This window comes from Neoroseomonas rubea (assembly GCF_016106015.1).
GTDB lineage: Bacteria > Pseudomonadota > Alphaproteobacteria > Acetobacterales > Acetobacteraceae > Neoroseomonas > Neoroseomonas rubea.
The window spans coordinates 1-1,818 of sequence record NZ_JACADQ010000526.1; the positions used below are offsets into that span (position 1 = coordinate 1).

At 77.3% G+C, this 1,818-nt stretch carries 2 protein-coding genes; both read left to right on the forward strand.

Annotated elements, in window-relative coordinates; all coding sequences use genetic code 11:
• Nucleotides 1-87: 87 nt before the first annotated feature.
• Entirely contained in the window at nt 88-1,536 is a 1,449-nt protein-coding gene (locus HW577_RS24470) for a UDP-N-acetylmuramoyl-L-alanyl-D-glutamate--2,6-diaminopimelate ligase (protein ID WP_198378702.1), read from the forward strand.
• Nucleotides 1,533-1,818, forward strand: a 286-nt coding sequence (locus tag HW577_RS24475) for a Mur ligase domain-containing protein (RefSeq protein WP_232475220.1), incomplete at its 3' end; no start/stop codon positions are given. The genes HW577_RS24470 and HW577_RS24475, both read left to right, overlap by 4 nt.

Sequence of the window (1,818 nt, forward strand, 5' to 3'; positions counted from 1 at the left end):
CGCGCCCCGCCCCGCCCCGCCCCGCCCCGCCCGCCGCCGCCCGCGAGACCGCGCCGCAGCGGGAGGCGAGCCTTGCGCCTCGGTGAGATGATGCGCCGCGCCGGCCTCGCCGCCACCGCGCCAGAAGGGGAGCCCATCTCGGGGCTGACCGCCGACAGCCGCGCGGTCGTGCCGGGGATGGTCTTCGCCGCCCTGCCCGGCGCGCGCGCCGATGGCCGCGCCTTCATCGCGGATGCGGTGGAACGCGGCGCCGCCGTCGTGCTGGCGCCCGAGGGCACCGAATGGCCGCCCGGCGTGCCGGTGCGCCCGCTGATCACCGCGGCCGATCCGCGCCGCACGCTGGCGCTGATGGCCGCCGCCTTCCACCGCGCCCAGCCGCGCACCGTCGTCGCCGTCACCGGCACCAACGGCAAGACGAGCACGGTCGACTTCCTCCGCCAGATCTGGATCGCGGCGGGGGAGAAGGCGGCGAGCCTCGGCACGCTCGGGCTCGTCGCGGAAGGCTTTCCGCCCGGCCCGTCGCTGACCACGCCCGATCCTGTCGCGCTGCACGCCACGCTCTCCGCCCTCGCGCGCACCGGCTTCGGCGCGGCGGCGATGGAGGCCTCCTCGCACGGGATCGACCAGCGGCGGCTCGATGGCGTGGTGCTGGCCGCGGCCGGCTTCACGAACCTCACGCGCGATCATCTCGACTACCACGGCACGATGGAGGCCTATCGCGCCGCCAAGCTGCGTCTGTTCGACACGCTGCTGCCGGCCGGCGCAGCGGCGGCCGCCTGCACCGAGATGGATGCCGAGACGCTCGCCGCGCTGCGCGCGACGGCGCGGACGCGCGGGCAGCGCCTGCTGACGGTGGGCGATGCGGGGGAGGCGCTGCGCCTTGTCGCCGCCAGGCCGCGGCCGGATGGGCTCGACCTCGAGATCCTGGCCTTCGGCGCGCGGCACGAGATCCGCCTGCCCCTGCCAGGCCGCTTCCAGGCGGACAACGCCCTGCTCGCCGCGGCGCTTGCGGTCGGCGCGGGGCAGCCGGCGGACCGCGTGCTGGCCGCGCTGCCGCAACTGCGCGGCGTGCGCGGGCGGATGGAACGCGCCGCGGTGCTGGCGAACGGGGCGGCGGTCTATGTGGACTACGCGCATTCGCCGGATGCGCTGACGCGCCTGCTCGCCGCGCTGCGCCCGCACACGGATGGGCGGCTGCACGTGCTGTTCGGCGCGGGCGGGGACCGCGACCCCGGCAAGCGCCCGCTGATGGGCGCGGCGGCCGCCGCCGGCGCCGACAAGGTCTGGATCACCGACGACAATCCGCGCAGCGAGGACCCCGCCGCGATCCGCGCCGCCGTCATGGCGGGCGCGCCCGACGCCATCGACGCCGGCGCGCGGGAGGACGCGATCGCCGCCGCGCTGTCCGACCTGCGTGCGGGCGACGTGCTGGCGGTGGCCGGCAAGGGGCATGAGAGCGGGCAGGAGATCGCGGGCACCGTCCACCCCTTCGACGATGTGGCGGTGGTGCGGCGGCTGGCGGGCCTCGCGCCATGACCGCGCTCTGGACCGCGGCCGAGCTGCGCGCGGCGACGGGCGGGACGCTCGCGGCGGATGTCGCCGTGAGCGGGATTTCGATCGACACGCGGACAATCGCGCCGGGCGACCTGTTCGTAGCGCTGCGTGCGGCCCGCGACGGGCATGAATTCGTGGCGGATGCACTGGCGCGCGGCGCGGCAGCGGCGCTGGTCGATCGCGACCCGCCGGGCGCGGCACCGGATGCGCCGCTGCTGCGCGTGGCCGATACGCTGGTGGGCCTCGCCGCGCTGGGTGCGGCGG